Source organism: Planococcus sp. FY231025, from assembly GCF_052078085.1.
Taxonomy (GTDB): domain Bacteria; phylum Bacillota; class Bacilli; order Bacillales_A; family Planococcaceae; genus Planococcus.
The window spans coordinates 1-26,525 of record NZ_JBQJJG010000010.1 but is presented as its reverse complement, the minus strand read 5'-3'; the positions used below and the strand labels follow the sequence as shown (position 1 = coordinate 26,525).

27 protein-coding genes and 1 riboswitch are annotated in these 26,525 nt (G+C 48.5%); of the genes, 24 read left to right on the top strand and 3 right to left on the bottom strand.

Going from position 1 to position 26,525, the window contains the following annotated elements; genetic code table 11:
• Positions 1-14: 14 nt before the first annotated feature.
• From ACTL32_RS15405 to ACTL32_RS15385, 5 genes are all read left to right on the top strand, one after another.
• Positions 15-842 (top strand): ABC transporter ATP-binding protein, encoded by an 828-nt coding sequence (locus ACTL32_RS15405; RefSeq protein WP_441342316.1) that lies wholly within the window; start codon positions 15-17, stop codon positions 840-842.
• Between the two features lie 46 nt (positions 843-888).
• Entirely contained in the window at positions 889-1,698 is an 810-nt protein-coding gene (nikE, locus tag ACTL32_RS15400; RefSeq protein ID WP_441342315.1) for a nickel import ATP-binding protein NikE, read from the top strand.
• Between the two features lie 242 nt (positions 1,699-1,940).
• The gene (locus ACTL32_RS15395) at positions 1,941-3,011 is read left to right on the top strand and encodes an aldo/keto reductase (protein WP_441342314.1); all 1,071 of its coding nucleotides are present in this window, start codon (positions 1,941-1,943) and stop codon (positions 3,009-3,011) included.
• Positions 3,012-3,444: 433 nt separating this feature from the next.
• Entirely contained in the window at positions 3,445-4,941 is a 1,497-nt protein-coding gene (locus tag ACTL32_RS15390) for a glycine betaine uptake BCCT transporter (protein WP_441342313.1), read from the top strand.
• A 77-nt stretch (positions 4,942-5,018) separates the two neighbouring features.
• A complete protein-coding gene (locus ACTL32_RS15385) occupies positions 5,019-5,918 on the top strand; it encodes a 5'-3' exonuclease (protein WP_441342312.1) in 900 nt (299 codons plus the stop codon).
• Here ACTL32_RS15385 and ACTL32_RS15380 read toward each other — a convergent pair.
• The 3 genes from ACTL32_RS15380 to ACTL32_RS15370 form a co-directional block, all read right to left on the bottom strand.
• Positions 5,902-6,417: a C39 family peptidase gene (locus tag ACTL32_RS15380; protein ID WP_441342311.1), complete on the bottom strand. Its 516-nt coding sequence runs from the start codon at positions 6,415-6,417 to the stop codon at positions 5,902-5,904. The two genes, ACTL32_RS15385 and ACTL32_RS15380, sit on opposite strands and share 17 nt — an antisense overlap.
• A gap of 28 nt (positions 6,418-6,445) precedes the next feature.
• A complete protein-coding gene (locus ACTL32_RS15375; protein ID WP_441342310.1) occupies positions 6,446-6,907 on the bottom strand; it encodes an STAS domain-containing protein in 462 nt (153 codons plus the stop codon).
• A gap of 86 nt (positions 6,908-6,993) precedes the next feature.
• Positions 6,994-7,314 carry a thioredoxin family protein gene (locus ACTL32_RS15370; protein ID WP_441342309.1) on the bottom strand — a complete coding sequence of 107 codons (321 nt, stop codon included), beginning with the start codon at positions 7,312-7,314 and terminating at the stop codon, positions 6,994-6,996.
• Between the two features lie 286 nt (positions 7,315-7,600).
• On the opposite strand from ACTL32_RS15370, the gene ACTL32_RS15365 reads away from it, so the two are divergent.
• The 19 genes from ACTL32_RS15365 (at position 7,601) to ACTL32_RS15275 (ending at position 26,327) form a co-directional block, all read left to right on the top strand.
• The gene (locus ACTL32_RS15365; protein WP_441342308.1) at positions 7,601-9,985 is read left to right on the top strand and encodes a 3-hydroxyacyl-CoA dehydrogenase NAD-binding domain-containing protein; all 2,385 of its coding nucleotides are present in this window, start codon (positions 7,601-7,603) and stop codon (positions 9,983-9,985) included.
• 27 nt (positions 9,986-10,012) lie between these two features.
• The gene (locus tag ACTL32_RS15360; RefSeq protein ID WP_204893065.1) at positions 10,013-11,185 is read left to right on the top strand and encodes an acetyl-CoA C-acetyltransferase; all 1,173 of its coding nucleotides are present in this window, start codon (positions 10,013-10,015) and stop codon (positions 11,183-11,185) included.
• Positions 11,186-11,653: 468 nt separating this feature from the next.
• On the top strand, positions 11,654-13,435 hold the full coding sequence (locus ACTL32_RS15355) for an acyl-CoA dehydrogenase family protein (protein ID WP_441342307.1): 1,782 nt from the start codon (positions 11,654-11,656) through the stop codon (positions 13,433-13,435).
• Positions 13,436-13,720: 285 nt separating this feature from the next.
• Complete coding sequence (locus ACTL32_RS15350) at positions 13,721-14,074, top strand: arsenate reductase family protein (RefSeq protein WP_441342306.1); 354 nt, start codon at positions 13,721-13,723, stop codon at positions 14,072-14,074.
• Between the two features lie 78 nt (positions 14,075-14,152).
• Positions 14,153-14,533, top strand: a complete 381-nt coding sequence (gcvH, locus tag ACTL32_RS15345) for a glycine cleavage system protein GcvH (protein ID WP_441342305.1) — start codon at positions 14,153-14,155, stop codon at positions 14,531-14,533.
• Positions 14,534-14,606: 73 nt separating this feature from the next.
• Positions 14,607-14,945, top strand: coding sequence for a toprim domain-containing protein (locus tag ACTL32_RS15340; RefSeq protein WP_441342304.1), 339 nt, complete (start codon positions 14,607-14,609; stop codon positions 14,943-14,945).
• Between the two features lie 6 nt (positions 14,946-14,951).
• Positions 14,952-15,263: a thioredoxin family protein gene (locus ACTL32_RS15335; protein ID WP_441342303.1), complete on the top strand. Its 312-nt coding sequence runs from the start codon at positions 14,952-14,954 to the stop codon at positions 15,261-15,263.
• 48 nt (positions 15,264-15,311) lie between these two features.
• A riboswitch (SAM riboswitch) is annotated at positions 15,312-15,416 on the top strand.
• A 79-nt stretch (positions 15,417-15,495) separates the two neighbouring features.
• Positions 15,496-16,521, top strand: coding sequence for a methionine ABC transporter ATP-binding protein (locus ACTL32_RS15330; RefSeq protein WP_441342302.1), 1,026 nt, complete (start codon positions 15,496-15,498; stop codon positions 16,519-16,521).
• Entirely contained in the window at positions 16,514-17,182 is a 669-nt protein-coding gene (locus tag ACTL32_RS15325; protein ID WP_441342301.1) for a methionine ABC transporter permease, read from the top strand. Before ACTL32_RS15330 ends, ACTL32_RS15325 begins: the two co-directional genes overlap by 8 nt.
• A 48-nt stretch (positions 17,183-17,230) precedes the next feature.
• A complete protein-coding gene (locus ACTL32_RS15320; RefSeq protein ID WP_441342300.1) occupies positions 17,231-18,058 on the top strand; it encodes a MetQ/NlpA family ABC transporter substrate-binding protein in 828 nt (275 codons plus the stop codon).
• 203 nt (positions 18,059-18,261) lie between these two features.
• The gene (locus ACTL32_RS15315) at positions 18,262-19,437 is read left to right on the top strand and encodes a dicarboxylate/amino acid:cation symporter (RefSeq protein ID WP_441342299.1); all 1,176 of its coding nucleotides are present in this window, start codon (positions 18,262-18,264) and stop codon (positions 19,435-19,437) included.
• Between the two features lie 178 nt (positions 19,438-19,615).
• Positions 19,616-20,146 (top strand): hypothetical protein, encoded by a 531-nt coding sequence (locus ACTL32_RS15310; protein WP_441342298.1) that lies wholly within the window; start codon positions 19,616-19,618, stop codon positions 20,144-20,146.
• A gap of 196 nt (positions 20,147-20,342) precedes the next feature.
• Entirely contained in the window at positions 20,343-20,501 is a 159-nt protein-coding gene (locus ACTL32_RS15305; protein ID WP_204893075.1) for a hypothetical protein, read from the top strand.
• Positions 20,502-20,776: 275 nt separating this feature from the next.
• Complete coding sequence (gene sufC / locus ACTL32_RS15300) at positions 20,777-21,556, top strand: Fe-S cluster assembly ATPase SufC (protein ID WP_441342297.1); 780 nt, start codon at positions 20,777-20,779, stop codon at positions 21,554-21,556.
• An 18-nt stretch (positions 21,557-21,574) separates the two neighbouring features.
• Positions 21,575-22,879 carry a Fe-S cluster assembly protein SufD gene (gene sufD, locus ACTL32_RS15295; protein ID WP_441342296.1) on the top strand — a complete coding sequence of 435 codons (1,305 nt, stop codon included), beginning with the start codon at positions 21,575-21,577 and terminating at the stop codon, positions 22,877-22,879.
• Positions 22,879-24,108 carry a cysteine desulfurase gene (locus ACTL32_RS15290; protein ID WP_441342295.1) on the top strand — a complete coding sequence of 410 codons (1,230 nt, stop codon included), beginning with the start codon at positions 22,879-22,881 and terminating at the stop codon, positions 24,106-24,108. The genes sufD and ACTL32_RS15290 overlap by 1 nt, the downstream gene beginning before the upstream one ends.
• The gene (gene sufU, locus ACTL32_RS15285; protein ID WP_204893079.1) at positions 24,098-24,538 is read left to right on the top strand and encodes a Fe-S cluster assembly sulfur transfer protein SufU; all 441 of its coding nucleotides are present in this window, start codon (positions 24,098-24,100) and stop codon (positions 24,536-24,538) included. The genes ACTL32_RS15290 and sufU overlap by 11 nt, the downstream gene beginning before the upstream one ends.
• Positions 24,539-24,558: 20 nt before the next feature.
• The gene (gene sufB / locus ACTL32_RS15280) at positions 24,559-25,956 is read left to right on the top strand and encodes a Fe-S cluster assembly protein SufB (RefSeq protein ID WP_204893080.1); all 1,398 of its coding nucleotides are present in this window, start codon (positions 24,559-24,561) and stop codon (positions 25,954-25,956) included.
• A gap of 185 nt (positions 25,957-26,141) precedes the next feature.
• Positions 26,142-26,327, top strand: a complete 186-nt coding sequence (locus ACTL32_RS15275; protein ID WP_441342294.1) for a hypothetical protein — start codon at positions 26,142-26,144, stop codon at positions 26,325-26,327.
• The last annotated feature ends 198 nt before the right edge of the window (positions 26,328-26,525 follow it).

Sequence of the window (26,525 nt, the reverse complement as noted above, 5' to 3'; positions counted from 1 at the left end):
GGGGAACGATACAGATGGAGAAACAAGGCAATGTGTTGCAAGTGAAAGACTTGAATGTTGCTGTGGAGTCAAAGCAAGGGGTGCTCCCTTTGGTTCAGAACCTTCACTTGGAATTGAAACCCGGAAAGGTTTTGGGACTGGTCGGCGAAAGCGGCAGCGGTAAAACCATGACTTGCATGTCCCTTCTTCAACTTTTGAACCAGAAGACTATGCGTGTAGAAGGAAGCATCAAACTGCATGGCAAGGAATTGAATGGTTTAAAAGAAAAAGAGATGCGCAGCATTCGCGGGAAAGACATTGGCTTCATCATGCAAAATCCGATGAATGCCTTTACTCCCGTGTATACCATTGGCAATCAATTTGTTGAAACCATCCGTATCCATACCAATTTGTCAAAAAGACAAGCCATCGAACTGGCGATTTCCTCTTTGGAAAAAATGGACCTGCAAGAACCTGCCAAACTGATGAAGATGTTTCCTTTCCAACTCAGTGGAGGGATGCTGCAACGGGTCATGATCGCCATTTCGATGTGCTTGCGGCCTTCAGTCGTGATTGCGGATGAACCGACAACAGCGCTTGATGTGACAACGCAACGGCAAGTTCTTCAGGAACTGGACCGGCTTAGAACCGAATGCGGGACTTCTATTTTATTGATCTCACACGATCTCGGGGTGATTTCTGAACTCGCAGACGATGTGGCTGTTATGCAAAATGGTCAAATTGTCGAAAAGGCGGATGTCTACCGCCTGTTTGACCAGCCGAAGCATGATTATACGAAAAAACTGCTGCAGGCAAGACCTGCTTTGCCGGTGAATCGAGAGTTGAGCAAACTTGTTATATAATCTGGACATATACAGGACGGCTTACCGGAAAGGAAGAAAAGAGTCTATGAATATCTTGGAAGTAAAAGAAGTATCGCATTCATATGGCCCTTCCCGGTCTTTTTGGCGGCCATCAAAAGACCAGCCGGTGCTTTCCGAGGTTTCTCTTTCTATAGAACAAGGTATATGCATGGGATTGCTTGGGACAAGCGGTGCAGGAAAAAGCACTTTAGGAAAAGTGATTTTAGGGCTTGAAAAGCCGCGGAAGGGCCAGGTGGTTTTCCAAGGACAGGATCTTTATGCGATGGATGCGGCCACCCGTAAACGAATCCGAAGAGACCTACAAGTCGTCTTTCAAGACAGCTATTCCTCCGTGAATCCGCGCTTGACTGCGGAAAAGATTATCGGGGAACCATTGGGAAACTTTGAGCGGCTTTCTCCAACAGAACAAAAAAGGACCATCGCCAATCTAATGGATATGGTCGGATTGAATGCTGAAGATATGAAAAAATATCCACGGCAATTCAGCGGAGGGCAATTGCAGCGAATCAGCATTGCTAGGGCCATCGCATTAAAACCGAAAATGATTGTTCTGGATGAGTCGGTAAGCAGCCTCGATATGGTCAACCAGAAAAATATATTAAGGTTATTGGACGATTTAAAAGCTGAACATGGACTCTCTTACCTCTTTATAACTCATGATATCCGGGCAGCCTATTCAATTTCAGATTCTTTGAGTGTCATGGAAAAGGGGCGAATAGTCGAAGTCTGTGAAGATAAAAATGAGGTCTTCACATCGCAGCAGCCTACCGTAAAGAACTTGGTGGCTTCTATCCTGCCTGAACACCCACGGAACCGGACGATCTCGCGGGCATAACAAGTAGCGGGAAAAGTAAAAGCGATATACCAAACCATATAAAAATCCTTCAGAAGAATACATTTCTTCTGGAGGATTTTTATATGCTTGGACCTGATAAATCTTATCGAATGGTCGCTTCTCTAATACATCACCGCTGCAACAACCCCGCAGTCGGTGGTCTGTTTTATTAGAGCGAGAGAAGGGTATTCTACTATATATTCCGCATTAAATTGCTGATAATCAGGCATAAGGAGGACAAAATGGATTACATTTGCCTTGGAAAGTCGGGACTGCGTGTCCCGAAATACATTTTAGGAACGGTGCCGTTCAGCGGAACGAACGGGTTTGAAGCAGCGGGTGACATCAAAGAAGATGCAGCTCGCCGCATGGTGGACCTGTCACTGGAGGCTGGGATCAACATGTTTGATACGGCGAACCTGTATTCAAAAGGCGATGCAGAGCGGGTACTTGGCGCAGCCATCAAAGGGCGCCGGGATGAAGTGCTGCTGACTTCGAAAACCGGATTTCCGCTAAGCGAAAACCCGAATGTCCGCGGTGCTTCGCGGAACAATATCCTGTCTTCGATCGACGAGTCGCTGGAGCGCCTCGGGACGGATTATCTCGATGTCTATTTCGTGCATCTTTGGGACGGGCAGACGCCAGTCGAAGAAACGGTGGAAGCGATGACGAGCCTCGTGAAATCCGGGAAGATCCGGCATTGGGGCGTATCGAACTACAGCGGCTGGGCGCTGGCAAGAACGTTCTCGGTTGCGGAGCAAAACGGTTTTATTCCGCCGATCACCCAGCAGATCTACTACACGCCGGAAGCCCGCGAAGCGGAATACGAGCTATTGCCTGCTGGCGCGGAACTCGGCATCGGTTCGATGATCTGGAGCCCGCTCGGTGAAGGGCTCCTGAACGGAAAAATCGGGCGCAATAAAAAAGCGCCGGAGAATACGCGCCAAGGCGCCGGATGGCCGGAGCCTTGGGTACAGGATCAGGAACGGCTATACGATGTGATTGATGTGCTTGAAGAAGTGGCTGCGAACCACAACGCTTCGGTCCCTCAAATCGCCTACGCATGGGTGCGGGACCGCCCGAATGTCGGCCCGATCGTCATCGCCGCCCGCAATGAGGAGCAGTTGAAAGAAAATATCGCTTCTTATGAGATTGGGCTGGCGCCAGAAGAGCATGACCGGATCGAAGCCGCTGCGAGGCCGGCGCCAATCTACCCGAATTGGCATCGGGCGATGAATTCAATGGAGCTTGCCAGCCCGTCTGAAATGGCTTACTTGAACGGCTATAGGAAATCGATGGGCATTGAAGAATAAAACAGGCCTTCGTGCACCATAAGCGCCTGTCCCAGAGCAGAAACGGAGGCTCTGGCACGGGGGCTTTTTTTATTTTGTGCGAAAGCCGATTCAGGGAATAGTTTAAGAAATTTAAGGGAATGAAGAAACTAACAAGTCGCGGAAGCAAAGGGCTTTCAGCGGAAACGGGGTACAGCCGGGTCCCTTTTTGCATGTTTTCAGTGCGCCGGAATATTTATTTGATATTTGATTGTGCGCTTTTGAAAGGAATGGCATAGGGAGCCAACGGCCGGTCCGGCTCAAGGCACGCCTGATTTCATTTCCCGGCGAGGCTGATCCGTTCGAAAATCAGGCTCTCCTTTTTGCGTGCATACATAGGGGGAGGGGTTTGACAGAGCCTCCATTATTCCGTAGTATAAACACTTGTGATTAAAAAAATCAGGAGGGGTACTATATGAAGAAAGTAACCAATGTCTTCTGGATTGCGTTGGCGCTTGTCGTTTTGGCTGTAGCCTATGGAGCGATAGCACCAGACAGTTTTGCAGAAGTTACCGGGAATATAGAAGGATTCCTGACCACATCGTTCGGTTGGTATTATTTATTGATTGTTTCGGTCATGGTTCTGTTCTGCTTGTTTTTCCTCATCAGTCCGATGGGGCAAATCCGTTTAGGGAAAGACACCGACAAACCGGAATTTTCGTACGGCACATGGATCGCCATGCTGTTTTCAGCAGGCATGGGGATCGGACTTGTGTTCTGGGGGGCGGCGGAACCGCTGTCCCATTTCGCCATCGACCCGGCTACGGCAGAACCGGGAAGCGTTGAAGCTTTCCGCGAGTCGATGCGCTTCACATTTTTCCACTGGGGCATCCACGCTTGGGCGATTTATGCAGTCGTCGCGTTGTCGCTTGCTTATTTCCAATTCCGCAAAGGCGAGCCGGGGCTGATTTCATCCACGCTGAAGCCGCTTTTCGGAGATAAAATGAACGGCCCGCTGGGTGTGCTTGTAGACGTCATCGCTGTTTTCGCGACAGCAGTCGGCGTCGCCACGACGCTTGGCTTCGGGACTATCCAGATCAATGAAGGACTTGCTTTTTTGATCGATGACATCCCTGGAGACAATTTCACAGTCCAGCTGATCATCATTGCCGTCATCACGGTCTTGTTCATGATTTCCGCATGGAGCGGGCTTAGCAAGGGCATCAAGTATTTGTCGAACACCAATATGGTATTGGCCATCGCATTGCTTGTCCTGGTCATCATACTGGGGCCAACTTTGCTGATCCTGAACATGTTCACCGATTCACTGGGCAGTTATTTCCAGAACCTGGTCCAAATGAGTTTCCGTTCTGCGCCGGTCAATGGCGAGAACCGGGCATGGATTGATGGTTGGACAATCTTCTATTGGGCATGGTGGATCTCCTGGTCACCGTTCGTCGGGATTTTCATCGCCCGCGTTTCAAGAGGGCGGACCATCCGTGAATTCCTGGTGGGGGTTTTGTTGATTCCGACCTTCCTCAGCTTTATCTGGTTCGCAGCATTCGGCTCAACAGCCATGGATGTACAGCAAAGAGGGACGGATTTGACAGGGCTGCTTACTTCAGAAGTGCTGTTCGGCGTCTTCAATGAACTGCCATGGGGCATTATTTTGTCCATCATTGCAGTCATGCTCATTACCACCTTCTTCATCACTTCTGCAGACTCCGCGACATTTGTCCTCGGGATGCAGTCGACAAACGGTTCCTTGAACCCGGCGAACACAGTCAAGCTGACATGGGGAATCGCCCAGTCGCTGATCGCGGTGATCTTATTATCTGCAGGCGGGCTCGATGCCTTGCAGACCGCGTTGATTGTCGCCGCTTTCCCGTTCTCGTTCATCATGCTGTTGATGATGGCTTCGTTCTTCAAGTCCGTCAGCATCGAACACCGGGCCTATAAAAGAAAACGCTAAAACCGCCGCTTCGGCGGTTTTTTGCTGTTTGAAAGTGTATAATGGAGATTATGTTTAGATTGAATGGGGGACTTTTTATGAACGAAAAACCACATGTACTGCTGGTGGACGGCATGGCGCTTTTGTTCCGTTCTTTTTTTGCGACATCAGCGGTCGGCCAGTACTTCCGCACGTCTGAAGGGCTAGCCACCAATGCGGTGCAAGGCTTCGCTCGCCACGTGCTGGCGGCGAAAGAGATGATGAAACCGACCCATATGGCGGTCTGCTGGGACATGGGAGCCCATACGTTCCGGACGGATATGTTCGAAGGCTATAAATCGAACCGCCCGGCGCCGCCGGATGATATGCTCCACCAATTCGATCTGGCGAAGAAAGTATCGGAAGAGCTCGGCTGGATGAACTACGGGGAAAAAGGGATTGAAGCGGACGATTTTATCGGCTCGTTCACAAAGCAATGGAAAGACAAAGCAGAGTTCACTATCATCACAGGCGACAAGGACATGCTGCAATTGCTGAATCCTTCTGTTAAAATCGCATTCATGAAAAAAGGGTTTCATGTGTACGATGTTTATACAGAGGAACGCTTCAAGGAAGAGTATGGCATCGAGCCGGCCCAGTTTGCAGACGTCAAAGCGTTCATGGGCGATGCAAGCGACGGCTATCCGGGCGTCAAAGGGATCGGCCCGAAAACCGCCCTCCAGTTGATCCAGGCGCACGGATCGGTCGATGGTGTGCTTGGAGCGATCGACGAACTGAAGCCGGCGCAAAAGAAAAAGATAGAAGAGCATAAAGAAATGCTTCTCCTATCCAAGGAATTGGCTGTCATCAAATGCGACATTCCGCTCGAGGTTTCTTTAGATGAAATTACAGTGCCGAACTACACGAACGATATGGTACAGAATTTTGACGGCCAGGAATTGAAACTGCTGGCCCGCCAATTGGAAAAAAGTGTGGCGCCTGTCAATCCGTTTGAGTAGGGACGATTTTGACGAACGTCAGAAATTTTTTATTCGCTCCATAGGAAACTGCCTGCAATTTACTGGGGCGGTTTCTTTTTCCGTTGTCGTGGACGTAGAGGATCAGGTCGTCCGGCTTTTCTTCAAAGCCGACAAGCGGCACCCAATGGTAATTGAAGACCGGTTTCGAGAACCAGCGGAATGAAAAATAGCGGTCGAATTTCACGGCAAGCGGCCGACCGGCGGCCAGCTCGCTTTTGACTTCCTCCAAGGAAGCCGCTTTTTCGATTTTGTACCGCTTGTCCGCGAGCTTCCGGAAATTCCGTTTTAGGCGCCAGGTGAAAAGCCCGACGCGGGTGGTGCCGAGTGCTTGATACACATCGTTGACATCCCAGTCCTTTTTTTCGTGGTGGCGGAGAATGGTAGCGGCAGTCGTAGGCCCGCATGCCGACCCGCGTAATTTTTCGTCAATTTTCTTATCGTATTGCGACATGCCGGCAAAAGGGATCAGGACTTTCATCGTTCCACCTCCAGATCGAAAAGAATTATTATTTTGTCAGGCCGCTTGCGCTTTTATCCAGCAAAGTCTGCAGTGCCGCACGGAACGTAATGAATACTTCCAGCTCCACTTGGATGCCGGCGTGGACGATTTCCCGGACAAAGCGGGGGTTGAAGCCGACATAGATCGGCCGGAGGCCCATCAGTTTCAAAGCGTTGTTCAATTGCGTCAGCTCAGTAGCGAGCACATTGTAATCGAAGGTTTCCACATCTTCTATCCGGACGCCGGTGAAATCGAAAATCACGCGTTCCGTTTCACGGTTTTTTTCAGCATGCTCCAGCACTTTCGTGCGGATCGTTTCAAAGCGTTCCGGAAACACGAAGCCTGCGATCGGAACGAGGATGGTATTCGGAACGATGGATGGGATGATGGGGGCTGACATATTCTTTATGACTTTTTCATAATGGGAAACCAATTGTTTCAATTCTTCAATTTGCTGTGTTTGATCCATGGGACACCTCTGATTTTAGTTAGTGATTCTATTATAACGCAAAAAAAGAATTAGACCGAAATCTAATTCTTTTTTGGGGGGTCTGCTTATTTTTCCTGGCTTGCAAGAAAGCCTGTGACCGATTCCGGCGATTTCGCATTTGCGCTGTGCAAATGAGCCGTCTTCTCGCCATTTTTGAAAATCAACAGGCTAGGAATGCCCATGACTTCGTATTTTTCAGCCAGCTCCGGCAATTCATCGCGGTTTACATCAAACCATTGGTATTGGTTGTATTCCTCGATGATCGGATCGATGAACATATCCATCCTTGTGCAGTCAGGGCACCAGCCAGCCTGGAATTTCACGATGACAGGCTGTGTTCCTGCAATCACTTCATTGAATTGTTCGGTTGTGTTGATCGGTTTCATAAAATCTCCTCCTAATCGCTTCTACAACAGTGTACCTTGTGTTTCGCTTTTCGAAAAGAATTTTTGCTTATCGCTGCTGAAGTTTTATTTTAGCGAAAACAGAAGAAGTTTTAACAAGGATCGGCAACGGAAGATTCGGAGCTGGTTCTGAACTGCTAAAAATTTAAGGATTAAATATTGCGAAAACAACGAAAATAATTTACACTAAAGAGCATAGAGAACGTTCTATTTTTTTTAACTAAAAAATGAATGAGGATTCATTCAAAAACACTAGGAGGGTTTTCGAGTGGCATACCAAATCAAAAAAGCGGCTGTCATCGGTTCGGGCGTCATGGGATCGGGCATAGCAGCACACCTTGCAAATATCGGAATTCCAGTCGTGCTTCTGGACATCGTTCCGCGCGAACTGACAAAAGAAGAAGAAGCCAAAGGACTGACTTTGGACAATAAAGGAGTACGCAACCGGATCGCATCCACTGCGGTGCAGAAATTGCTGAAACAGAAGCCGGCTCCGCTTGCGGCGAAAAAAAATTTGCAGCTGATTACAACGGGCAACTTGGAGGACGATCTGGACCGCTTGAAAGACGTGGACTGGATCATCGAAGTCATTGTCGAGAACCTGGAAGTGAAAAAATCGCTTTATGAAAAATTGGATGGGGTCAGAAAGCCAGGAACCATCATTACATCAAATACTTCGGGCATCAGCATCAACGCCATGGCGGAAGGCCGCTCAGAGGATTTCGGGAAGCATTTCCTCGGCACCCATTTCTTCAACCCGCCGCGCTACTTGAAGCTGCTTGAAGTGATTCCGGCGAACACGACTTCCCCGGAAGTGCTTGAGTTCATGACCCGCTTCGGCGAAGACCGGCTAGGAAAAGGCGTCGTCATTGCCAAAGATACGCCGAACTTCATCGCGAACCGGATCGGCACATACGGGCTGCTGGTAGCGCTTCGTGAAATGCAAAGCCGCGGCTATTCGATCGGTGAAGTGGATTCCGTAACAGGCCCATTGATCGGCCGTCCGAAATCCGCGACATTCCGTACATTGGATGTGGTAGGGCTTGATACGTTCATGCACGTTGCGAAAAATGTCTATGACCAGACGTCAGGCGAAGAGCAGAAAGTATTTGAAGCGCCAGCCTTCATGACGAAGATGGTCGAGAAAGGCTGGATCGGTGCTAAATCCGGACAAGGCTTCTTCCTGAAAAAAGACAAAGAGATTCTCGAACTCGACCCGGAAACAATGGAATACCGCACAGCCGGGAAATTGAAAACGCCTTCACAGGAAATGGCAAAACAGCAAAAAGGGCTTTCCGCGAAAATGAAGACTCTGGTTTATGCGAATGACCGCACAGGCGAATTGCTGTGGAACCTCTTCAAGCCGACCTTGCTTTATTCGGCGCAATTGCACGGCGAAATCGCCGATGACATCGTGGCAATCGACAACGCCATGAAGTGGGGCTTTGGCTGGGAACAAGGGCCATTCGAGACGTGGGATGCAATCGGCGTCCGCGAATCGGTTGAAAAAATGAAACAAGAAGGACACGAAATTCCGGCATTCGTTCAAAGCCTGCTCGACAGCGGCAACGAAAGCTTCTATAAAGAAGAAAACGGCGACCTCTATTTCTTCAATGGCGCGGACTACACACCGGTGCCGGTCAATGAAAAAGTGATCGACCTGAAGCGCTATAAGAAAAAACATGGCGTCCTGAAGTCGAATTCCGGTGCCAGCTTGATCGATCTCGGCGACGGCATCCTGCTGCTCGAATTCCATTCACACTCAAATGCCATCGGCTTGGATATCATGCAGATGATCAATTACGCGGTAGACGAAGTGGAGAAAAACTACAAAGGGCTTGTCATCGGCAACCAGGGCAAGAACTTCTGTGTCGGCGCGAACCTCGGGATGATCTTGATGGAAGCGCAGGACGACAATATCTTTGAACTCGATTTCACTATCAAGACGTTCCAGAATGCATTGATGAAAATCAAATACAGCTCCAAGCCGGTCGTTGTGGCGCCATTCGGCATGACACTCGGCGGAGGCGCGGAAGTGGCGCTGCATGCAGCTCATATCCAGGCATCGATGGAGACCTATATGGGCTTGGTTGAAGCCGGCGTTGGGCTGATCCCGGGCGGCGGCGGAAACAAGGAATTGTACATCAAACACTTGAAAGGCCTGCCGCATGGCGTCACGTTCGATTACCAGAACGTCGCAAGCAATGTTTTCGAAATGATCGCCATGGCGAAAGTTTCAACTTCGGCAGAAGAAGCGCGCGAAAACAACTTCCTGAACTTTACAGACGGCATCAGCGTCAATAGCGACCACTTGATCTATGACGCGAAGCAAGCCGCTTTGAATCTTTTCGAAAACGGCTATCAGGCTCCGGTACGCGATAAAGTGCCGGTTACAGGGGAACCGGGATATGCCACGCTGCTTCTTGGCGCAGAAGGCATGCTGATTTCAGGCTATATTTCGGAATACGATTTGAAGATTGCGAAAAAGCTTGCATTCGTCCTATCCGGCGGAAAGCTTCCGTACGGCACTTTGGTGGATGAACAGTACCTGCTTGATCTAGAGCGTGAGGCTTTCTTGAGCCTGGTCGCGAAACCGAAAACCCAACAGCGGATGCAGCACATGCTGGTCAAAGGAAAACCGCTCCGCAACTAAGGGCGAGATATTAAAGGAGGAAACAACATGCGCGAAGCAGTAATTGTGGCCGGCGCCCGTACACCGGTCGGAAAAGCGAAAAAAGGTTCTCTAGCAACTGTGCGCCCGGATGATTTCGGGGCACTGGTTGTACGGGAAGCGTTAAACCGGGCAGGATATGATGGCCCGATAGATGATTTGATTATGGGATGCGCTATGCCGGAAGCGGAGCAGGGCATGAACATCGCCCGCAATATCGGGGCCCTTGCAGGATTGCCTGATACAACACCGGCGGTTACAGTCAATCGGTTCTGTTCCTCCGGCCTTCAATCGATTGCCTATGCAGCGGAAAAGATCATGGTCGGTTCAGCCGAAGCGGTCATTGCCGGAGGCGTCGAATCGATGAGCATGGTGCCGATGATGGGCAACGTCATCCGCCCGAACGCGAAACTGGCAGAAACAGCTCCCCAGTACTATATGAGCATGGGACATACCGCTGAACAAGTGGCCACACAATATGGCGTCAGCCGTGAAGACCAGGATGCATTCGCTGTCCGCTCGCACGAACGGGCAGCAGCTGCGATCGCAGCCGGCAAATTCGACGAAGAAGTCGTTCCGGTCGAAGTGACCAAGCGCTTTGTCGACGAAAACAACAAGTACCAGGAAAAAACATTCATGTTCGAGATGGATGAAGGCGTACGCCACGGCACGAGCATCCAGACATTGAATAAATTGCGCGCTGCATTTTCTGCACGCGGTTCAGTAACGGCGGGGAATTCCTCGCAGACATCGGACGGCGCAGGGGCACTGTTGGTCATGGACCGGGAGAAAGCGGAAGCACTCGGCTTGAAGCCGATCGCAAAATTCCGTTCGTTCGCAACAGGCGGCGTGCCGCCGGAAGTCATGGGAATCGGACCGATCGTAGCCATTCCGAAAGCATTGAAAATCGCAGGCCTTTCGATTGAAGACATTGATGTTTGGGAATTGAACGAAGCTTTCGCTTCCCAGTCGCTCGCAGTCGTCCGCAACTTGGGCATCGATATCGATAAAGTGAACTTCAATGGCGGCGCCATTGCACTTGGCCATCCGCTCGGTGCAACAGGTTCGATCCTGACCATCCGCATGATGAGTGAGTTGAAGCGCCAAGGCAAGCAGTTCGGCGTCGTGACCATGTGCATCGGCGGCGGAATGGGCGCAGCCGGCGTCTTTGAAATGCTGTAAATCAAATTACTTGATAAGAATTCCCGCTATAAATTTCATACTATATACACCGCTTCGGCCGCTTTGGGCAGAGCAAAGACTATTGCTCCTGCGCAAGCTCGTCGCAAAAGAGTCACCCAAATGCTTTGGGCGCCTCTTTGGCTTCCGCTAGGAGCCGAGAAGAACACTCGTCTCCTAGCTCCGCCTAGCCCGTGGACGCGCCGGCGCTGGAAACTCACTTTGTAAAAGCGAGTTTAGGCATATCCATTATTTATAGAAGATATGGAGCAAAACAGCGCAGAAAACCGTACTGCTCCTGCAGCACTCCGTGCTTCGTCGCAAAGTACCGGCCAAATGCTGTTTGGCCGATACTTGCCTGCAGGAACAGCGAAGTGCATAGCGCGAAGGAGCAAGCGGTTTTACGCAGCTGTTTTGCGGAATATCTAGAACCTATCAAAGAAAATGAACGATAACTAGGAGGAATTCACAATGGCAGAAGAAAAAACATTGATCAAAGGCGGCAGTTTCCTAATTGAAGAAGCGGACCTTTCCCGGGTTTTCACACCGGAAGATTTCACGGAAGAGCATAAGATGATTGCGAAAACGACGGAAGACTACGTGAACACAGAAGTCATGCCGGTCGTCGAGAACTTGGAAAACCACGAATTCGAACATTCTGTCCGTTTGTTGAAATCGGCTGGAGACCTGGGCTTGCTGGGTGCAGATGTGCCTGAACAATACGGCGGCCTCGGGCTAGATAAAATCGCTTCTGCTTTGATCGCTGAAAAGATGTCCAAAGCAGGCGGCTTCGGTATTACGCACGGCGCACACGTCGGAATCGGTTCATTGCCGATCGTGCTTTTCGGAAACGAAGACCAGAAACAGAAATACCTTCCGCGCTTGGCAACAGGTGATCTGATTGCTGCATACGCGTTGACTGAGCCTAGCTCAGGATCCGATGCACTTGGTGCGAAAACGACTGCCCGCTTGAATGAAGCAGGCACGCATTACGTCTTGAACGGCGAAAAACAATGGATCACGAACGCAGGATTTGCGGATGTCTTCGTTGTGTACGCAAAAATTGACGGCGAAAAATTCTCTGCTTTCATTGTAGAGCGCGCTTACGACGGTGTTTCAGTCGGACCTGAAGAGAAAAAAATGGGTATCAAATCTTCTTCAACACGTACGTTGATCCTGCAGGATGCGCAAGTGCCTGTTGAGAACTTGTTGGGAGAAGCAGGGCGCGGACATGTGATCGCGTTCAACATCCTGAACATCGGCCGCTACAAATTGGGCGTCGGCACAATCGGCGGCGCAAAATATGCATTGGAATTGACCATCCCTTACACAAACCAGCGCCAGCAGTTCAAGACGCCGATTTCATCTTTCAACTTGACGCGCGAAAAATTGGCGACAATGGCTTCTCAATTGTATGCCCTTGAAAGCTCCGTCTACCGCACAGTCGGCTTGTTCGAAGACCGCATGAGCGGCTTTACAGACGAGCAGCACGCAGACGGCAAACTAGTTGCTGATTCCATCGCTGAATTTGCAGTGGAGTGTTCCATGAACAAATTCTTCGGAACAGAGACGCTTGATTATATCGTCGATGAAGGCGTTCAATTACACGGCGGCTACGGCTTTATGGCTGAATATGAAATTGAGAAAGCTTACCGCGATTCACGCATCAACCGGATCTTTGAAGGAACGAATGAAATCAACCGCCTGCTTGTACCAGGCACTTTGATCCGCAAAGCGATGAAAGGCGAACTCCCATTGTTCGAGCATGCACAAAAACTCCAGGAAGAGCTTTTGATGATGATGCCGGAAGAAATCGGCACAGAAGCATTGGCACAGGAGAAATACTTGGTGCGGAACGCGAAGAAGATCGCGCTTTTAGCGGCTGGCCTTGCGGCACAGACCTACGGAGCAAAACTTGAGCAGGAGCAGGAAGTGCTTGTGAACATCGCGGACATCGTCAGCAACGTCTTTGCAATGGAATCAGCAGTCTTGCGTACAGAAAAAGCGATCGCGGCTTCTGGCGAAGAAAAAGCGAAACAGAAATTGCTGTACACGCAGATCTATTGCCAGGAAGCATTCGACAAAATCGAAAAAGACGCAAAAGAAACTTTGCTTGCAGCTATCGAAGGCGACAACCAGCGCATGATGCTGTCAGCATTACGCAAATTGACGCGCTCGACTCCTTATAACGTCATCGCGAAAAAACGCGAAGCGGCAGTTAAATTGATCGAAGTTGAAAAATACGTCGTGTAAGAATTTTTTAAAACGCAGCTCAGGCTGCGTTTTTTCTTTGTTCAATTTCTATGGCAGATGGAGAGTAGTAAGGCATGAACAGGCATTTTCCAGTTATGTGCTCATAGAAGTACGGAATGTGCTCATAGAGCCTTAAAACCGCTCATAGAGAATAAAAACGTTAATCTTTTATAGAATTAGAAAACTCCATCACAATAAACACAGGCACCTAAAATAAATGAACATTTTTCTTCGTTCGACCGGCTAGCTGGATTTTGGTAAGCTTGAAGAAAAGGAGGTTTTATTGTGATTACATATTATGCTTATCCGAAATGCACAACGTGCCGCAACGGAAAGAAATGGCTTGATGAACACGGTGCCGAGTACCGCGAGATCAATATTGCTGAAGCGCCGCCGTCCAAGGAAGAGCTCCGCAAGATCTACAAAGCCAGCGGCATTGAACTGAAGAAGTTCTTCAATACGAGCGGCATGAAGTACCGTGAGCTTGGGCTGAAGGAAAAACTGCCGGAAATGGGCGAGGACGAACAGCTGGAATTGCTGGCTGGCGACGGGATGCTCATCAAGCGGCCGCTTGCATGGGACGGGGAGAAAACGACGCTTGGTTTCAAGGAAGACGTCTATGAAAATACCTGGAAGTAGAGCCATACATTTCTTGTGTTTCCCATATGTTTATGTCAAACTAAAGGGGAGCAAACTACATAATTTGGAGGGTTTTCGATGAGCACACCACAAGAACTTCGTTATTCAAAAGAGCATGAATGGGTAAAAGTAGAAGGCGGTACAGCACGCATTGGCATCACTGATTTTGCACAGGCCGAATTGGGCGATATCGTTTTCGTTGAATTGCCGCAAGTTGGGGACGAACTGAAAAAAGACCAGCCTTTCGGAAGCGTTGAATCTGTAAAAACCGTATCGGAACTTTACGCGCCGATTAGCGGCAAAGTGGTTGAAGTGAACTCTGAGCTGGAAGACAGCCCTGAATTTGTCAACGAATCTCCTTACGAAAATGCGTGGATGGTGGTAATCGAATCTCCTAGCGAAGCTGAAGTAGGCGAGTTGATGACAGCTGAGCAATATAAAGAAATGATCAACGAGTAATCTCAAAGCGCCTCCTTTTGGCGCTTTTTTTATACAGATTTTCTTTCATACCGATCTAGTGAGGTGTTGGCTTATGGAAAAAGTAATCGTGGTGGAAGGGATCAGCGATAAGACGCGGATCGCGCCGCTCATTGCAGAACCCGTGACGATTCTTTGCACAAATGGTACAGTAAGTGCATCGAGGCTTGAAGAACTGCTGCTGCCATATGAAGGCCTGGACATCATCATCCTGGTCGATGCGGACAAATCAGGAGAGAAATTGCGGAAATTGGTGAAGCGCGAATTTCCCGAAGCCCGGCACTTTTACATCAGCCCGAGCTTCAAGGAAGTGGCGGCCACGCCGATCCGCAACTTGATCGATGTTCTGATTTCAGCAAACGTTCAAGTCAATAAGTTATTAGCTGAGGGATGAAACGAAATGGAAGAATGGACTCATAAAGAATGGCTGAAAGAAAAAAACACGAACACGGTCGCCGCGTTTTATTTGTATACGCCGATGTGCGGCACATGCAAAGTCGCTTCCAAAATGCTCGATGTGGTTGAAGAGCTCCTGCCGGACATGCCGATGGGCAAAGCGGACTTGAACTATGTGCAGGAAATTGCCGGACTCTATAAAGTGGAAAGCGTGCCTTGCCTGCTCATCACAAAGAACGGAGAGCTGGAAGAAAAGATCTATGCATTCCAATCGGTGCCTTATTTATACGAAAAGTTAAAATCTATTGACGGATAAAGTGAAGCGTGGTAAATTGAATTTCTGAAATCAATTAAATATCGTCAACTCTTATTAAGAGTGGTGGAGGGAAGTGCCCTATGAAGCCCGGCAACCGTCATGAAAATGAAATGGTGCCAAATCACACAAGGCGAAAGCTTTGGAAGATGAGAGATCGGTTTAACTTTTAAAGTTACCCTTCTGCTCAAATTTGCGCAGAAGGGTTTTTATTTTGAGGCGGGAGTGTTTAGGAATGATCGAATTAAAACAATTATCGAAAGTGTTCGATACCGGTAAAGGTTCACTGACCGCAGTGGACGGCGTGGACTTGTCAATCGGCGGCGGCGAGATCTTCGGTATCATCGGCTATAGCGGCGCCGGAAAAAGTACATTGATCCGTTTGCTGAACGGGCTTGAAAAGCCGACAAAAGGTTCTGTCGTCATCAACGGGCAGGACATCACGAATATCAGCAGCGGTGAGCTGCGGAAGGCGCGCCAGAAAGTCAGCATGATTTTCCAGCATTTCAATTTGCTTTGGTCGCGCACCGTCAAAGAGAACATCGAGTTCCCGCTCGAAATCGCCGGTGTCCCGAAAGAGAAACGCGCAGCGCGCGTCCAAGAACTGGTGGAACTGGTAGGCTTGGGTGGACGTGAGAATGCATACCCGTCCCAGCTGTCAGGCGGCCAGAAGCAGCGCGTCGGCATTGCGCGCGCACTTGCCAATGAACCGGAAGTGCTGCTATGCGATGAAGCAACGTCTGCACTCGATCCACAGACGACGGACTCGATTCTGGACTTGCTGGTGGACATCAACAAGCGCCTTGGACTTACGATTGTGCTGATTACGCACGAAATGCACGTCATCCGGAAAATCTGCCATCGCGTCGCCGTCATGGAAGGCGGCCGGGTCGTAGAGATGGGCGATGTGCTCCGCGTCTTCCAGGCGCCGAGGGAAAACATCACCAAGCGATTTGTGGCGCAAGTGACAGATACGGAAGATTCACAGGAGACGATCAAGCATCTCCGCGAGTTGTATCCGGAAGGCGTGCTGGTAAAACTGGTCTTCGTCGGGGACCAGACAGAGCAGCCGATTTTGACCAAGTTGATCCGGAAGCATCCGGTCGATATCAATATTGTGCAAGGGAATATCGCCCATACACAACGAGGAGCATACGGAACATTGATTTTGCAGATAAAAGGCTCTCAGCCGGAAGTTGCTGAGGCAATGGCATTCTTGAATGCGGAAGGCGTCCAGACGGAGGTGATGGCAAATGATTGAGTCATTATTCCCGAACGTCGACTGGCAGGATATGTGGGAAGCCACGCTTGAAACATTGTATATGACGGCTATGTCGACGCTCTTTACATTCGCCATCGGCCTTGTGCTGGGCATCGTCCTATTTTTAACCGCACCTAAGCAATTATGGGCAAACAGCATCGTGAATTGGCTGACTGGCGCATTCGTCAATATTTTCCGGTCGATTCCGTTCATCATCTTGATCATTTTGCTGATTCCGCTTACGAAATTCATGATCGGAACCATCCGGGGGCCGAATGCGGCATTGCCGGCGCTGATCATCGGGGCAGCACCGTTCTATGCACGCATGGTGCTGATTGCATTGAAAGAGATCGACAAAGGCGTTATTGAAGCGGCGCGTTCGATGGGTGCAAGCACATGGACGATCATCCGCAAGGTGCTGCTGCCGGAGTCGAAGCCGGCGTTGATTTCCGGAATTACGGTTACGGCCATTGCCTTGGTCGGCTATACCGCGATGGCCGGCATCATCGGAGCAGGCGGTCTTGGCACGCTGGCTTTCCTTGATGGCTTCCAGCGCAGCCGCCAGGACGTTGTTCTGGTAGCGACCATCCTGATTTTGGTCATCGTTTTTGCCATCCAGTTTGTCGGGGACCGTTTGACGGTGAAATCAGATAAACGTTAATCTAAAATTCCATAATAAAAAACACCATAGAAAAGGGAGCGTACACACATGAAGAAACTTGTAACAGGAACATTATTGGCAGCATTGGCATTGGCAGGCTGCGGTGCAGAAGAATCCGGCAGCGGCGGATCCGGCGGGGAAGAGTCAAGCACATTGAAAGTGGGAGCGTCCAACGTACCGCATGCGGAGATTCTGGAGCAGGCCCAGCCCATCCTGGAAGAACAGGGTATTGAACTGGAAATTGAAACATACCAGGATTATATCTTCCCTAACCAAGATCTTGAATCAGGCGAAATTGATGCCAACTACTTCCAGCATGTCCCTTATTTAGAATCACAAATTGCCGAGAATGGCTATGAGTTTGAAAATGCCGGCGGCATCCATATTGAACCGATCGGAGTTTATTCCCAAAAATATAAGTCGCTTGAAGAACTTCCTGAAGGCGCAACGATCCTGATGAGCAGCTCTGTTGCAGACCATGGACGAATCTTGTCCATGCTTGAAGCGCAAGGCTTGATCACTTTGGATGAGTCGGTGGAAAAAACAACAGCCGAAGTAAGCGACATTACAGATAATCCGAAGAACCTGCAATTTGAAACAGATTACGAAGCGGCGATTCTTGTGCAAATGTATGAGCAAGGCGAAGGCGATGCCGTGTTGATCAACTCCAACTACGCGATTGATGCCGGATTGAACCCGCTTGAAGATTCCATTGCTCTTGAAAGCTCGGATTCACCATATGTCAACATCATTGCTGTCCGCAAAGGCGATGAAGACAACGAAAACGTCAAAGCCTTGGTGGAAGTGCTGAAATCTGACGAAATCCAAGATTTCATCCTTGAAGAGTGGGGCGGCTCAGTAGTGCCGGTCGACTAATAAAATGAACAAAAGGCCCCTGAATCAGATTCGGGGGCCTTTTGTATTTTGCTGAAGGAGTGGGAAGAGGAAAGGGAAGTTTTAACTTTGTTGAAATAATAAAAATATTTCGCGTATTGGAGATTCTATTAACTTTTTTTTACCTTTGTGATACTTTTGGATAATAAATAAAATACATTTGTTCATATAGGGAGGACATGGAAGTGAAGTTTAATTTTGGTTTATTGCCGAGAATTATTGTGGCTATCGCTTTAGGGGTGTTGATCGGTTCGTTTGCGCCGGAATGGCTGGCCCGGAGTTTTGCTACATTCACAACGATTTTTGGCAACTTTCTTAATTTCATTGTGCCATTGATCATTCTCGGATTTATCGCACCGGGAATTGCCAAATTAGGCAAAGGATCGGGAAAACTGCTTGGATTGGCAACGTTTTTCGCGTATGCGTCGACTATTATCGCTGGTACGATGGCATTTTTCGCAGCAACGACGATTTTGCCGAATTTCATGCAAGGCGGTTCGTTGAGCGCAATCGATGATCCGGAACATGCACTCGCAACTTCGTTTATCGCGCTTGATATGCCGCCGGTGTTCGGCGTCATGTCTGCGTTGATACTGGCATTCCTGCTCGGAATCGGCATGGCTTCCACCGGAAGCAAGACGATGTTTTCGTTTTTTGATGAATTTCAGGCAATCATCGAGAAGACAATCACGTACGTCATCATCCCTCTTCTGCCATTCCATATTTTCGGGATTTTCGGAAACATGGCCTATGGCGGGGCGGTTGCAGAGATTCTTTCACTCTTTGCTGTCGTATTCGTCATGATTATCATTTTGCATTGGGTCATGCTGCTGCTGCAATATACGACAGCCGGCACACTCAATGGCCGCAATCCGTTTTCATTGCTGAAAACGATGCTGCCGGCATATTTCACGGCCCTTGGTACTCAATCTTCAGCAGCGACAATTCCAGTCACCGTCCGGCAAGCCCGCAAAACAGGTGCTAACGAACGGGTCATTGACTTCGCGGTTCCATTGTTTGCAACGATCCATCTATCGGGCAGCACGATCACAATCGTCTCTTGTGCGGTCGGCGTCATGCTATTGACAGGCGATGTCGCTTCTTTCGGAAGTGTCCTTCCCTTCATCCTGATGCTGGGCGTCACGATGATCGCAGCACCTGGTGTACCTGGCGGAGCGGTTATGGCCGCAATTGGTTTGTTGGAAACCATGCTCGGATTCGACTCTACTATGGTCGCTTTGATGATTGCCTTGTACTTGGCGCAAGACAGCTTCGGAACAGCGACGAATGTGACGGGAGACGGTGCTTTAGCAATGATCGTCGACCGGTTTACTAATGGGAAGCAGGCAGCGAAACTATAGGACGGCGGTTTTAGAGGGGTGAAACGTCTTTCTGGAGCGGAAAAAACTCCTCATCGCTGGAATAGAAATGGAAGTATTAGGAATGTTTTTCTAATTGCGACTATTCGGCCATGTATATACGCTCTCTTAAAGCTGTGTTAATATAATTTTCGGAACATACACACAAGGGGGCTTTTACATGAAGAAATTATTGGTCATCGGATTTTCAGCAGCTTTGCTTCTTGGAGCATGCAGTGAAGAAACCGCTACAGACACAACAAAAGAAGAAACAGCTGGCACCGAAGAAGCAGCAGGATCATCTGCTGATATGAAGCAGGAAATGATGCGCTTCTATATGTCAGTACCGAATACAATCAATGCAAACGACGCAGACTTGAACGCTTTTGAAGCGGCGCAGGCAGATGCATCCCTTCCGGAAGGCGAAGACTTGCAGAAGATGAAAGATGCAGCTAAAACAGCTGCAGAAAAAACAGCTGCTGCAGTAGAAGGCATTGAAATCCCTGAAACACTTGAAGATCAAAAAGGCGAGATTGAAGAAGCGTTGGCGCTGATCAAAGAATCGTACGATATGAAAGCGGATGAACTGACAAAGGAAGCTTCTTTTGAAGCGGCAACTGCGAAATTCCAGGAAGCGGACGATAAGTTCAACGGTTTGTTGGAAGCGCAGGAACTGAATCCTTCAAGCATCCAGAACGAAGTAAGCCAATAAGAAACCCAGAAGCCCGGCGGTCCTCCGCCGGGTTTTTGAATTTATTGGAAATTCGCATGACAATTGAGCTATTTTCTGTAAAATATAAAAGCTTTGGTTTTAATCTGGAGTCAAAGGGTATAACATAATAGAAAATTACAAACCAAGAGAGGGATGACCAACTATCGATTCACATGGCTTAGAACGTACCGAGAAAATGGAGCAAGCCTTCAGGGATGTACACGGATTCGGAATTGACGAGTATACAAATGACACAGACAAGATTGTACAAGTGGAACAGCGCAGGGAAGCAGATTACCGGCAGGGGCAGCAAGTAGCCGCCCGACTCGAACGCCAAGTACACGGACATTCATAAATAGAAATTGCAGAAAACCAGCCAGTGCCTTAAGGTGCTGGTTTTTTCTTTGGCCGGATTTCTCATTTAGCCTAAGGTTATTGAAAAAACGTAAAGGAGAGCGCACCTCCTGATTGAGAAGAGATTTCAGTGGAAATACAGGTAAATAAAATGGTTTTATCAATCCTGAACATCCGATTTAAAGATTTGCTACTATGCCTAATTTCAGGTAAGATTAGAATGATACTAATTAAGGATGGATTTCCATTCTATATTAACTTACTGGAGGTATTTAAATGTCAACTTTGGTCATTAAAGATTTACACGTTAAAATCGAAGATAAAGAGATTTTAAAAGGTGTAAACTTAACAATTAATACAGGTGAAATCCATGCCATCATGGGGCCTAACGGTACAGGGAAGTCCACTTTGGCTTCTGCTATCATGGGTCATCCGAAATACGAAATCACATCAGGATCGGTCACGCTTGACGGGGAAGACGTTCTTGAAATGGAAGTTGACGAACGCGCCCGTGCAGGCCTGTTCCTGGGCATGCAATACCCAAGCGAAATTTCCGGCGTTACCAATGCCGATTTCATGCGCTCTGCGATCAACGCGCGCCGCGAAGAAGGCGAAGAGATTTCATTGATGAAATTTATCCGCGAATTGGATAAAAAGATGGAAGTCCTTGATATGGACCAGGAAATGGCTCAGCGCTATTTGAATGAAGGTTTCTCAGGCGGGGAAAAGAAACGCAATGAAATCCTTCAAATGATGATGATCAAACCGACCTTCGCCATTTTGGATGAAATCGACTCCGGTTTGGATATCGATGCATTGAAAGTTGTTTCAGAAGGCGTCAACCAGATGAAAGGCGAAGATTTCGGCTGCTTGATCATCACTCACTACCAGCGTCTCTTGAACTACATCACACCGGACCAAGTCCATGTCATGATGCAAGGCCGCGTCGTGAAATCCGGCGGCAAAGAGCTTGCGCATAAATTGGAAGCGGAAGGCTATGACTGGATCAAAGTTGAGCTTGGCATCGAAGACGAGACAGTAGGACAAGAAGCTTAATTGGAAGGGGAGACTAACGTGACGGTTGAAACAAATCTTAAAGTGACCGAGCAGGACGTGCGCTCCTTCTCGGCTTCGAAATCAGAACCGGAAGAGTTTACGAACCTGCGCGTCCAAGCGCTGGCAGCTGCGGAAGCATTGCCGCTGCCGAAACCGGATAAAACGAAAATCACGGCCTGGAATTTTACAGAGTTTCCGGTCCATTCAACAGAAAGCTCCACGTATTCTTCATTAGGAGAGCTTCCTGAAGAAGTGAAATCACTGGTGGATCTTGAACAGAAAAACCTGTATATCCAGCACAATAATACACCGGCATACTCATCGCTTTCCGAGGACTTGAAAGCGAAAGGCGTCATCTTGACGGATATCTTCACTGCCATCCGCGACCATGCGGACATCGTAGGGAAGTATTTCATGAAAGATGCGGTAAAAGCCGAAGAGCATAAATTGACAGCATTGCATGCTGCTTTATTAAACGGCGGGGTTTTCCTTTACGTTCCGAAAAATGTCGTTGTTGAAGAGCCTGTCCAGGTCATCTTCATCCATGACAACGAAGACGCGTCATTGTTCAACCATGCGCTGGTGGTTGCGGATACGAGCAGCCAAGTGACATATGTCGAAACGTATATTTCGACAGTGCCGCATGCCAACGGATTGGCAAACATCGTTTCCGAAGTCATTGCGGAAGACAACGCACAAGTCACTTATGGTGCAGTCGATGTATTGGCGGAAGGCTTCACAACTTATGTCAACCGCCGCGGCGTTGCGAAGCGCGACTCGCGCATCGAGTGGGCATTGGGCATGATGAACGACAGCGATACGATTTCTGAAAACACGACGTATTTGATCGGCGACAATTCCGTCGGCGACACAAAAACAGTGGTGGTCGGACGCGGATCCCAAAAACAGAACTTCACAACAAAAGTTATCCACTGGGGCAAAAACTCAGATGGCCAAATCCTGAAGCACGGCGTCATGAAAGATTCGGCATCATCAATCTTCAACGGCATCGGAAAAATCGAGCACGGCGCTACCAAGGCGAATGCCGAGCAGGAATCACGCGTATTGATGCTCAGCCCGCAAGCCCGCGGAGACGCCAATCCGATTCTTCTGATTGATGAAGATGATGTAACAGCAGGGCACGCCGCATCGGTCGGCCGTGTCGATCCGCTTCAATTGTTCTATTTAATGAGCCGAGGCATTTCAAAACAAGAAGCTGAACGTCTTGTAATTCACGGCTTCCTGGCACCAGTTGTAAATGTGCTGCCAATCGAAGGCGTTAAAAAGCAATTGACGGAGGTTATCGAAAGGAAAGTCCGCTAATGATATCAAAAGAGATTAAAAGCTATTTTCCGATCTTGAACCAGGAAATCAATGGCCATCCGCTTGTCTATCTGGACAGCGCGGCTACTTCACAGAAGCCGGTGCAAGTGATCGAAGCGCTGAAGCATTATTATGAATTCGATAATTCAAATGTGCATCGCGGCGTTCATACACTTGGCAACCGTGCGACTGAGAAATATGAAGGTGCACGTGAAAAAGTACAGAAGTTCATCAATGCTTCTTCGACAGAGGAAATTGTCTTTCTCCGCGGCACGACAACCGCCCTTAACCTGGTGGCCCAAAGCTACGGGCGTGCTAATGTCGAAGAAGGTGATGAGATTGTCATCACCTATATGGAACACCATTCAAACATCATTCCATGGCAGCAGTTGGCGAAAGAACGCGGTGCTGTCCTGAAATATATCGAACTTGAAGAAGACGGCACCATTTCATTGGAACAGGTCCGTTCAGCCATTACGGACCGCACGAAAATCGTCTCGATGGTTTACGTTTCCAACGTGCTAGGCACGATGAATCCGGTCAAAGAAGTGGCTGAAATCGCGCATGGTGTCGGAGCTGTCATGGTCGTAGACGGCGCACAAGCGGCGCCGCACCTGAAAATAGATGTGCAGCAGCTGGACTGCGATTTCTTCGCATTCTCAGGGCATAAGATGGTCGGACCGACAGGAATCGGCGTCTTGTATGGAAAAAAAGCCTTGTTGAATGAGATGGAACCGGTTGAGTTCGGCGGCGAAATGATCGATTTTGTCGGACTTTATGATTCGACATGGAAAGAACTGCCTTGGAAATTTGAAGGCGGTACGCCGATTATTGCAGGAGCTGTCGGATTGGGTGCAGCAATCGATTTCCTTAACGAAGTCGGCCTGGGTGAAATCGAGAAACATGAACACCAGATGGCTGCATATGCCATGGACAAGATGAACGGAATCGAAGGGCTGCAGATTTACGGTCCGAAAGATCCCGCGAAACGGGCAGGCATTGTGACATTCAACTTGAATGATGTCCACCCGCATGATGTTGCTACCGTCCTGGATATGAGCGGCATTGCAGTGCGCGCAGGCCACCATTGTGCGCAGCCGCTGATGAAATGGCTGGAAGTCTCAGCCACAGCCCGCGCAAGCTTCTACTTGTATAATGACGAGTCGGATATCGACCGCCTGGTGGAAGGACTGCGTTCAGCAAAGGAGTATTTCAACGATGTCTTCTAATAATTTAGATCAATTATACCGGCGCGTGATTATGGACCATTACAAGACTCCGCGGAATAAAGGTACGCTTGATTCAAATAGTGTTAATATAGAGATGAACAACCCGACTTGCGGAGACCGCATCCAGCTGACCTTGCAAGTCGAGGACGGCATCGTCAAAGATGCGAAATTCGATGGCGAAGGCTGCTCGATTTCAATGGCTTCTGCTTCCATGATGACGCAGGCAGTCAAAGGGAAAGACGTAGACACCGCTTTAGAGCTATCGCACATTTTTTCTGACATGATGCTCGGCAAAGATTATGACGATTCGATTGACTTGGGAGACATTGAAGCCCTTCAAGGGGTTTCACAATTCCCGGCTCGCATCAAGTGTGCGACGCTTGCTTGGAAAGCCATGGAAAAAGGTGTACAAAGCGAAGAAAAATCGTAACTTAGAACGGAGGAACGGCGATGGCTAAAAAAATGCCAGAAATCGGCGATTACAAATATGGGTTTCATGACAAAGATGTCTCGATTTTCAGATCCAAGCGCGGTCTGACGGAAGATATCGTTAGAGAAATCTCGAAAATCAAGGAAGAGCCTGAATGGATGCTTAAATCCCGCTTGAAAGCTCTTAAATTGTTCTACTCAATGCCAATGCCACAATGGGGCGGCGACTTGGGGTCATTGAACTTCGATGAAATTACGTATTACGTAAAACCATCTGAGCAAAGCCAGACTTCTTGGGACGAAGTACCGGAAGAAATCAAAGCTACATTCGACAAACTCGGCATTCCTGAAGCGGAGCAGAAATACCTTGCAGGCGTTTCAGCGCAGTATGAATCCGAAGTTGTTTACCACAACATGAAAGTCGAATTGGAAGACATGGGCATCGTCTTTAAAGATACCGGTGCCGCACTTCGTGAAAACGAAGACCTTTTCAAGGAATATTGGCAATCGGTTATTCCAGCTGCCGACAATAAATTTGCAGCATTGAATACGGCCGTATGGTCAGGCGGATCGTTCATCTATGTTCCAAAAGGCATTAAAGTGGAATCTCCGCTGCAAGCTTATTTCCGCATCAACTCGGAAAACATGGGCCAATTCGAACGTACTTTGATCATCGTTGATGAAGGCGCAAGCGTTCATTACGTAGAAGGCTGTACCGCACCAGTTTACACAACCAATTCATTGCACTCAGCAGTAGTTGAGATCATTGTGAAAAAAGATGCTTACTGCCGCTATACAACGATCCAAAACTGGGCAAACAACGTCTACAACCTTGTAACGAAACGTGCATTCGTGGATGCGAACGGTACAATGGAATGGATTGATGGCAACATTGGTTCGAAATTGACGATGAAATACCCGGCTGTTTACTTGAAAGGCGAAGGCGCACGCGGCATGACCTTGTCAATTGCAATCGCCGGTAAAGGGCAGCACCAGGACGCCGGAGCGAAAATGATTCACTTGGCTCCAAACACTTCATCTTCAATCGTTTCGAAATCCATTTCGAAACAAGGCGGTAAAGTTTCATACCGCGGGATCGTCCACTTCGGCCGCAAAGCTGATGGCGCCCGTTCAAACATCGAATGTGATACATTGATCATGGACAATCAGTCAACTTCTGATACAATTCCATACAATGAAATCTTGAACGATAACGTATCTTTAGAGCATGAAGCGAAAGTTTCAAAAGTGTCTGAAGAGCAATTGTTCTACTTGATGAGCCGCGGCGTTTCTGAGCAGGAAGCAACAGAAATGATCGTTATGGGCTTCATCGAGCCATTCACAAAAGAACTTCCAATGGAATATGCGGTGGAAATGAACCGCTTGATCAAGTTCGAAATGGAAGGCTCTATCGGTTAATAATTACTTCAGTAACCCTTGGCATGACTTAAGTCATACCAAGGGTTATTTTTTTGATTTCTTTCATTGCTGGATAGGCAGACGGCAGCCCCGGTTCTATCGGCCTGAATAAAATCGGGCAGTTTTGCTGCTTGTTATAAGGGTATAGGAGGAACGAAGAGAAAATCCAAGGAGGTAGTTTGCATATGAGCCAAAAATTCGATGCATTGAAAGAAAAGCTGAGCAGCGCAGACTTGGGGCAAGCGAAAGATGTCATGATGGAAGCGAAACAAGCTTACGAAGATGGCCAAATCGACGAAAATGAAAAGAACGAACTGATGGAATCGGCTAAATCCGTAATCGGAGACAAAGGGATTGGCGGGATTTTTTAAGTAAGCGTAGCTGAATATGTTTGGGAGAAAAAAGCTCAGCCTTCGGCATACAATATATATGCTGAAGGCTGAGCTTGTAGACAAAAGAATAATTTTTCAATTAGATGAATAAAACTAATGGAAGCTGTGTTGGATCCTCCACTTCAGGCGGACGCTTTCCGCGGGCTCGCGCCGAACTAACAAAGAACCTGTGCTCCT

Coding starts and splice junctions, on each gene's coding strand:
- ACTL32_RS15360 (WP_204893065.1), top strand. CDS start 10,013: ATGCGCGAAGCAGTAATTGTGGCCGGCGCCCGTACACCGGTCGGAAAA.
- gcvH (WP_441342305.1), top strand. CDS start 14,153: ATGAGCACACCACAAGAACTTCGTTATTCAAAAGAGCATGAATGGGTA.
- ACTL32_RS15320 (WP_441342300.1), top strand. CDS start 17,231: ATGAAGAAACTTGTAACAGGAACATTATTGGCAGCATTGGCATTGGCA.
- nikE (WP_441342315.1), top strand. CDS start 889: ATGAATATCTTGGAAGTAAAAGAAGTATCGCATTCATATGGCCCTTCC.
- ACTL32_RS15390 (WP_441342313.1), top strand. CDS start 3,445: ATGAAGAAAGTAACCAATGTCTTCTGGATTGCGTTGGCGCTTGTCGTT.
- ACTL32_RS15340 (WP_441342304.1), top strand. CDS start 14,607: ATGGAAAAAGTAATCGTGGTGGAAGGGATCAGCGATAAGACGCGGATC.
- ACTL32_RS15370 (WP_441342309.1), bottom strand. CDS start 7,314: ATGAAACCGATCAACACAACCGAACAATTCAATGAAGTGATTGCAGGA.
- ACTL32_RS15310 (WP_441342298.1), top strand. CDS start 19,616: ATGAAGAAATTATTGGTCATCGGATTTTCAGCAGCTTTGCTTCTTGGA.
- ACTL32_RS15290 (WP_441342295.1), top strand. CDS start 22,879: ATGATATCAAAAGAGATTAAAAGCTATTTTCCGATCTTGAACCAGGAA.
- sufU (WP_204893079.1), top strand. CDS start 24,098: ATGTCTTCTAATAATTTAGATCAATTATACCGGCGCGTGATTATGGAC.
- ACTL32_RS15405 (WP_441342316.1), top strand. CDS start 15: ATGGAGAAACAAGGCAATGTGTTGCAAGTGAAAGACTTGAATGTTGCT.
- ACTL32_RS15385 (WP_441342312.1), top strand. CDS start 5,019: ATGAACGAAAAACCACATGTACTGCTGGTGGACGGCATGGCGCTTTTG.
- ACTL32_RS15375 (WP_441342310.1), bottom strand. CDS start 6,907: ATGGATCAAACACAGCAAATTGAAGAATTGAAACAATTGGTTTCCCAT.
- ACTL32_RS15355 (WP_441342307.1), top strand. CDS start 11,654: ATGGCAGAAGAAAAAACATTGATCAAAGGCGGCAGTTTCCTAATTGAA.
- ACTL32_RS15335 (WP_441342303.1), top strand. CDS start 14,952: ATGGAAGAATGGACTCATAAAGAATGGCTGAAAGAAAAAAACACGAAC.
- ACTL32_RS15325 (WP_441342301.1), top strand. CDS start 16,514: ATGATTGAGTCATTATTCCCGAACGTCGACTGGCAGGATATGTGGGAA.
- sufB (WP_204893080.1), top strand. CDS start 24,559: ATGGCTAAAAAAATGCCAGAAATCGGCGATTACAAATATGGGTTTCAT.
- ACTL32_RS15395 (WP_441342314.1), top strand. CDS start 1,941: ATGGATTACATTTGCCTTGGAAAGTCGGGACTGCGTGTCCCGAAATAC.
- ACTL32_RS15275 (WP_441342294.1), top strand. CDS start 26,142: ATGAGCCAAAAATTCGATGCATTGAAAGAAAAGCTGAGCAGCGCAGAC.
- sufC (WP_441342297.1), top strand. CDS start 20,777: ATGTCAACTTTGGTCATTAAAGATTTACACGTTAAAATCGAAGATAAA.
- ACTL32_RS15305 (WP_204893075.1), top strand. CDS start 20,343: ATGGAGCAAGCCTTCAGGGATGTACACGGATTCGGAATTGACGAGTAT.
- ACTL32_RS15330 (WP_441342302.1), top strand. CDS start 15,496: ATGATCGAATTAAAACAATTATCGAAAGTGTTCGATACCGGTAAAGGT.
- ACTL32_RS15380 (WP_441342311.1), bottom strand. CDS start 6,417: ATGAAAGTCCTGATCCCTTTTGCCGGCATGTCGCAATACGATAAGAAA.